Annotated in this window: 5 protein-coding genes; 1 reads left to right on the top strand and 4 read right to left on the bottom strand. The window is 57.6% G+C overall.

The window, feature by feature from the left end; translation table 11 throughout:
• The coding region (locus tag P8O11_RS11205; RefSeq protein WP_300294240.1) for an ATP phosphoribosyltransferase regulatory subunit at positions 1-950 on the bottom strand (950 nt) is incomplete at its 3' end.
• 80 nt (positions 951-1,030) lie between these two features.
• Positions 1,031-1,348, bottom strand: a complete 318-nt coding sequence (locus tag P8O11_RS11200) for a hypothetical protein (RefSeq protein ID WP_300294239.1) — start codon at positions 1,346-1,348, stop codon at positions 1,031-1,033.
• A 93-nt stretch (positions 1,349-1,441) separates the two neighbouring features.
• On the opposite strand from P8O11_RS11200, the gene P8O11_RS11195 reads away from it, so the two are divergent.
• Positions 1,442-1,636 (top strand): SlyX family protein, encoded by a 195-nt coding sequence (locus P8O11_RS11195; protein ID WP_300294238.1) that lies wholly within the window; start codon positions 1,442-1,444, stop codon positions 1,634-1,636.
• A 42-nt stretch (positions 1,637-1,678) separates the two neighbouring features.
• Here the strand turns inward: P8O11_RS11195 and P8O11_RS11190 are convergent, their stop codons facing one another.
• Positions 1,679-2,716: a hypothetical protein gene (locus P8O11_RS11190; protein WP_300294237.1), complete on the bottom strand. Its 1,038-nt coding sequence runs from the start codon at positions 2,714-2,716 to the stop codon at positions 1,679-1,681.
• Between the two features lie 98 nt (positions 2,717-2,814).
• The coding region (gene dnaE / locus P8O11_RS11185) for a DNA polymerase III subunit alpha (RefSeq protein ID WP_300294236.1) at positions 2,815-6,119 on the bottom strand (3,305 nt) is incomplete at its 5' end.

Below are 6,119 nucleotides of genomic sequence, written 5' to 3'. Positions count from 1 at the left end.
TCGGCCTCGTAAACAGGGCCAGTGTAGTAGCCAAGGCCGCGCACAACGCTGGGGTCAATCACAATACGGTCCGCGCCATAGCCCTGCGCCTCAAGAAGCCCCGCAATCTCGGCGAGCTCGCCAATGCCTTCCGCGCCAATCGCACTGTCGCCAACAGCACCGCGCAGGTTTTCAAGCGTCGCTGCGTTGCTCGCGCCCTTCGCGATCAGGAATTGAACCACAGGCTCGGCCTGTGCATCACTCAAGCCCACGCCATCAATATAAGCGCCAGACGCGTCCAAACGCCCCTTGCCCAGAAGCTGGCGCACACCCGCCTCCCCCACTTTGTCAAACTTGTCGATGGTGCGCAGCACGTCTGCTTGCTGCCCCGCATCAGACACGCCCATCGCCTCCAGAACACCGTTCAGAACCTTACGGTTGTTCACCCGCACAATATAATCGCCGCGCGCAATTCCGACCTTCTCCAGCGTATCACTAAGCATCGCACAGATCTCCGCATCGGCAGCCACAGAGGCCGTCCCGACGGTATCCGCATCACACTGGTAAAACTGGCGGTAGCGCCCTGGCCCTGGCTTCTCGTTGCGCCAGACAGGGCCCATAGCATAGCGGCGGTAAGGCGTCGGAAGCTCGTTGCGGTGCTGCGCATAGACCCGCGCCAAAGGCGCAGTCAGATCATAGCGCAAGGCCAGCCAGTCGCCCTTGTCGTCCTCGTCAAACTCCTGCCAAGCAAAGACGCCCTCGTTGGGCCTGTCCACATCGGGAAGGAACTTGCCCAGCGCCTCCACCGTCTCAACAGCGGCACTCTCCAGCGCGTCAAACCCGTAGTGGTGATACACCCCTGTGATCACGCGCAGCATGTCTGCGCGCTGGCTCACATCCTCGCCAAAATAGTCGCGGAAGCCCTTGGGCGTCTGCGCCTTGGGGCGTGGGGCTTTCTTTTCCTTGGCCATCGGGGTGTCCTTGCCTGAAACGGTCTAATTCTCGTGAGCAGGCTCTAAAGGATCACGCCCCAAGGAGCAAGAACAGAGCCTTATTCGCTTAGATCGACACGGCAAATATATTTGCCATAAACCCAGCCGCTTACCCCTGCATAAGTCCAATCCTGCGAGTTTTGCTGTACAATCACCTGGCGCCAACCGTTTGTCGCATAGGGCTCCATGGTGATCACAAAGGTATCTGGCCCCAGTTTGCGGATCATATTGCAACTGGTAGAGCCACAACTCCGCAGCGCCAGAAAGTTATCACCCTGCGGGTTAAGCTTGCAGACCACAAATTGCTCCCCGTCATAGGCCTCAGCCGCGCCCACCAAAGCACTGGCCCCCAATAAAGCGATCATAAACTTGCGCATCTCAATACCTCCAAACCAATTCAACAGCCCAAGTCTGTCAGCCTCCTGAAAGCGGGGCTATGATGCAGATCAGAAACCCGCTAAAGAAACGCCATGGAATCTCTTGAAGAAAAAATCGCGCACCTTGAGCGCACAACAGACGAGCTTTCGTCAGTGATCGCGCGCCAAGACACAGAGATCGCCTTGCTCACGCGGCAGGTCCAAATCCTGCTGGACGCAGAGGCCAGCCGCAACCGTTCCGAAGGCGGACATATCTTCGGCGGCGACGAACGCCCACCTCATTACTAAACCACATTAAACCATCGTTATGGAGCCTTGAGAGCCGAGCCCTCACTCCATCGCAAGGACAGCACCATCGTGTAAAAGCACGTTGCGCCAGCTGAGCGCATCCACAAAGCGGTCATAGACCGTGATAAAGGCTGTGGTCTTTTCCAGCTGGTCCATCTTCGCGCGACAAGGCTTGCCTTTGCCCACGCCGCAAATGTCTTTCTTGGCAGCCTCATAAGCTTTGTCGGTCTCTGAGTACGGCTTGCCCTTCCATGGCGCGCCATAGCGCATCATTTCGTGGCTTTGTGCACTCGCAAAAAGCGCCAGCGCCCCCGTCACTTGACGAGGGCAGCCGTCGTCAAATCCTGTGATGAAAAAAGGGCGTTGTTCCGTGCTACCCACTGCACTGTCATAAAGGCGGTATTTTCCCGCCGTCTCTACGTGTTGGCCCATCTCCGCTTTGGGCAAGGCACAAACCCGCGCAATCTCGCCAAAGGCCAGCGGTGTTCCTGGCGCAATCTCTTGCGCATCTGGTCCTGTCAGCACAGCGGCTTTCTTCCGGCTGAACAGCCCCCCGCCTCTGCGCGGTTCGCGCGCCTCAGTCTCTGGTGTAAAAGACGCCTCCACAACCTCGGCTTCCGGTGCAAGCTTCTCCGCTTCGGCCAATTCTTCCACACCATTTTCCGGGTGCGATTTTTCGTTTTGTTTCGGCTTCAAAAAGCCAAAAAGCGAGCGTGGCTGCGCGTCTTCGCTTAGAGCGGCGACATCTGTTTCATCTGGTATTTCGCCTGTCGTTTCATCAGCAAGGGCCTCCCCTTCGGCCAGCGGCAAGGCTGGGGCAAGCTCAGCATTCAGCTCCGCCTCGCCCTCAAGGCTCTTAACCGCCTCATCGACCGCATCGGCGACAGGGTCTTCTGGTGTGCTAAACAGACGTTCAAAAAGCGGACGTTCATCTTGCGCGGCACTGGGCAGAGCCACAGCAGACGCCACATCAGAGCTTTCCTGAAGCTCCACATCCGTCAGCCGCGTCATTTTGCTTAAAGGGTCAGAGCAGCCAGCAGTCACAGCAACCAAAAACAAACATAAAAACCAACGCGTCATGAAGCTTACCCTCTCCCTTTCACGCGTCTTAACCATTTGGTAACCATTGGTCCAGCACGGATAAATCTTGGTAAATATTCCGCGGTTTCCTGCTGGCCTCAGATATCCTGAACTTCGACAACCCCCGACAAGCTCTTGATCGCGCCCTTGATCTGCGGCGAAATCGGAAAATCGCGTCCCGCTGTCAGCTCAACTTCGCCAGGCAGGCTCGGATCCATCAGGCAGAAATGCAACGGCCCTTTCCCCGCGCCCTGCGCCGCCTTGGCCGCATTCGCCAGCACTTCGGCCACAGCGCTGATCGCGCCCTGATCTTCGACAAAGATTTTAAGCCCCGTCTGCCCCGCATCCGCCACCACCGCATCAATCGGCGCAAAGCTGCGCGCCAAAAGCTTGAGCTGGTCACTCTCCATCGTGGCCTCACAAGTCACAACAACTTTCGCACCCACTTCGAGATATTCGCGCGCCTTTTCGAGCGTATCGCTGAAGACGGTGACTTCATAGGCCCCGCTCACGTCCGAAAGCTGCACAAAGGCAAAACGGTTCCCCCGCGCCGATTTGCGCTCTTGGCGCCCGGCAATCACACCCGCCATCTTTGCGAGGAATGGCCCGCCCTGCGCGCGCGCTTCCACCTCTTCCAGCGTGATCACCTGCTTGCGCTTGAGCGGCGCCATGTAGTCGTCAAGCGGATGTCCCGATAGGTAAAAACCGACAGCCTTAAACTCCTCGCCCAGCCGCTCCGCAGGCAGCCAGTCCTGCACAGGCGAAAGCCGCGGCTCCGGCAGATCATCCCCCGCCTCGCCAAACAGGCTCACTTGGCTGGAGTTCTTCTGCTCCATCACAGCCGCCGAATAAGCCATCAAGCCTTCAAGGCTGTCAAACACACGGCGGCGGTTGCGATCGAGCACATCAAATGCCCCCGCCCTCGCCAGCATCTCCAGAGGCCGCTTGCCCACACGCTTGAGGTCCACCCGACGTGCAAAGTCAAACAGCGTCACAAAAGGCGCGTCGCCGCGCGCCTCGGTGATCAGCTTCATCGCCTCCACACCGACGTTCTTCAGCCCCCCCAGCGCATAATGCAGCACTTGGTCTTTAACCGTAAATGTCGCCCCCGAACGGTTCACACAGGGCGGCTCCCACTTCAGCTCGAGCCCCTTGCGAACCTCTTCAAAGTAGACAGCCAGCTTATCAGTCAGATGGATATCGCAGTTCATCACGCCAGCCATAAACTCGACAGCGTGGTTCGCCTTCAGCCAAGCGGTCTGGTAGCTGACCACAGCATAGGCCGCCGCATGCGATTTGTTAAATCCGTAGTTGGCAAATTTTTCGAGCAAGTCAAAAACCTCGGAGGCCTTCTTCTTGTCGACACCATTCTCCATCGCCCCCTTTTCAAACTTGGGGCGTTCTTTGGCCATTTCTTCAGCGATCTTTTTACCCATCGCACGGCGCAGCAAATCCGCGCCGCCGAGGCTATACCCCGCCATAACCTGAGCAATCTGCATAACCTGTTCTTGGTAAACAATAATCCCCTGCGTCTCTTCAAGAATATGGTCAATCGACGGATGTACAGACTCCCGCTCTTTCAGCCCGTTCTTCACCTCGCAGTAAGTCGGGATGTTCTCCATCGGGCCAGGGCGGTAGAGCGCAACAAGCGCAACAATATCCTCGATACATGTGGGCTTCATGCGCTTGAGCGCATCCATCATCCCCGAACTTTCCACCTGAAACACGGCCACAGTCTTGGCCCGTGCATAGAGCTCGTATGATTTGACGTCATCCAGCGGGATCGCACCAATATCATTCTCGGCCCCCGCAGGTGGCTGATAAAGCTGCGTGCCATCCGCTGCTTGGTGCAAATCGCGCCCCTCAGCATGGATAAGGTCCACAGCGTTCTGGATCACTGTAAGGGTCTTCAGGCCCAAGAAGTCAAACTTCACGAGCCCCGCCTGCTCAACCCACTTCATGTTAAACTGCGTCGCAGGCATGTCCGAGCGCGGATCCTGATACAGCGGCACAAGCGCGTCCAAAGGACGGTCGCCAATAACAACACCCGCCGCATGGGTCGAAGCATTGCGCAAAAGCCCCTCAACCTGCTGCCCGTAGTCAAGCAAGCGCGCGACAACTTCTTCGTTCTTCGCCTCTTCGCGCAGGCGCGGCTCGTCGGCCAAAGCCTTCTCGATGCTGACAGGCTTCACCCCTTCCACAGGGATCATCTTGCTAAGCCGGTCGACCTGCCCATAAGGCATCTGCAACACGCGGCCAATATCGCGCACAGCCGCCTTTGAGAGCAGCGCGCCAAAAGTAATAATCTGGCCAACTTTATCGCGGCCATATTTCTCCTGCACATAGCGGATCACTTCTTCACGGCGATCCATGCAAAAGTCGATGTCAAAGTCGGGCATGCTGACCCGTTCAGGGTTCAAGAACCGCTCAAACAGCAGCGAGTAGCGCAAAGGGTCAAGGTCCGTCACCGTCAGCGCATAAGCCACAAGACTGCCCGCGCCCGAGCCTCGGCCAGGCCCGACAGGGATGTTATTGTCCTTGGCCCACTTGATGAAGTCCGCAACGATCAGAAAATAGCCCGGAAACCCCATGCCCTCAATAATATCGAGCTCGAAGTCGAGCCGCTTCTGATAGTCCTCAACAGACACAGCATGCGGAATAACAGCCAGCCGCGCCTGCAAGCCCGCATTCGCCTGACGGCGCAGTTCGACAACCTCGTCATCGGCAAATTTCGGCAAGATCGGATCACGCTTATAGGCCTTAAAGGCGCAGCGCTTGGCAATCTCGATGGTGTTGTCGAGCGCCTCTGGCAAGTCGGCAAACAAGACAGCCATCTCGCGGGGTGATTTCATATAATGCTGCGCCGTGAGGCGGCGGCGGTCGTGCTGCTGGTCCACATAGGCCCCATCAGCAATACAGATCAGAGCATCATGCGCCTCATACATGCTCGACTTCGGGAAATAGACATCATTGGTCGCCACAAGCGGAAGGTTCATAGCATACGCCATTTCGACAAAGCCGCGCTCTGTCAGGCGTTCGGCCTCTGGCGTGCTACCGTCTTCAGACGGATGGCGCTGAAGCTCAACATAGAGCCTGTCGCCAAACATATCCGCCAACGCATCCATCAGCGCCTGCGCCGCAGGTTCTTGCCCCGCGCGCAAAAGCCGCCCCACAGGACCGTCTGGCCCGCCAGTCAAACAAATCAGATCGCCAGAATGCGCGCGCAACTCCGCCAGCGTCACTTGCGGCAGCTCGCCGCCCTTGTCGATATAAAGACAGGAGTTGAGCTTCATCAGATGTTCATAGCCCGCCTCGCTCTGGGCGAGCAAAACAACAGGCGCTGGCGGGCGTGGCCGCTCACCGGGCTCAAGCTTGTGATACCTCAGATCAACCTGACAGCCGA

The sequence above is a fragment of the Lentibacter sp. genome (genome assembly GCF_029254145.1).
Lineage (GTDB): Bacteria > Pseudomonadota > Alphaproteobacteria > Rhodobacterales > Rhodobacteraceae > Lentibacter.
The sequence above is the reverse complement of the archived record's forward strand: the minus strand, read 5'-3'. Positions and strand labels throughout refer to the sequence as shown.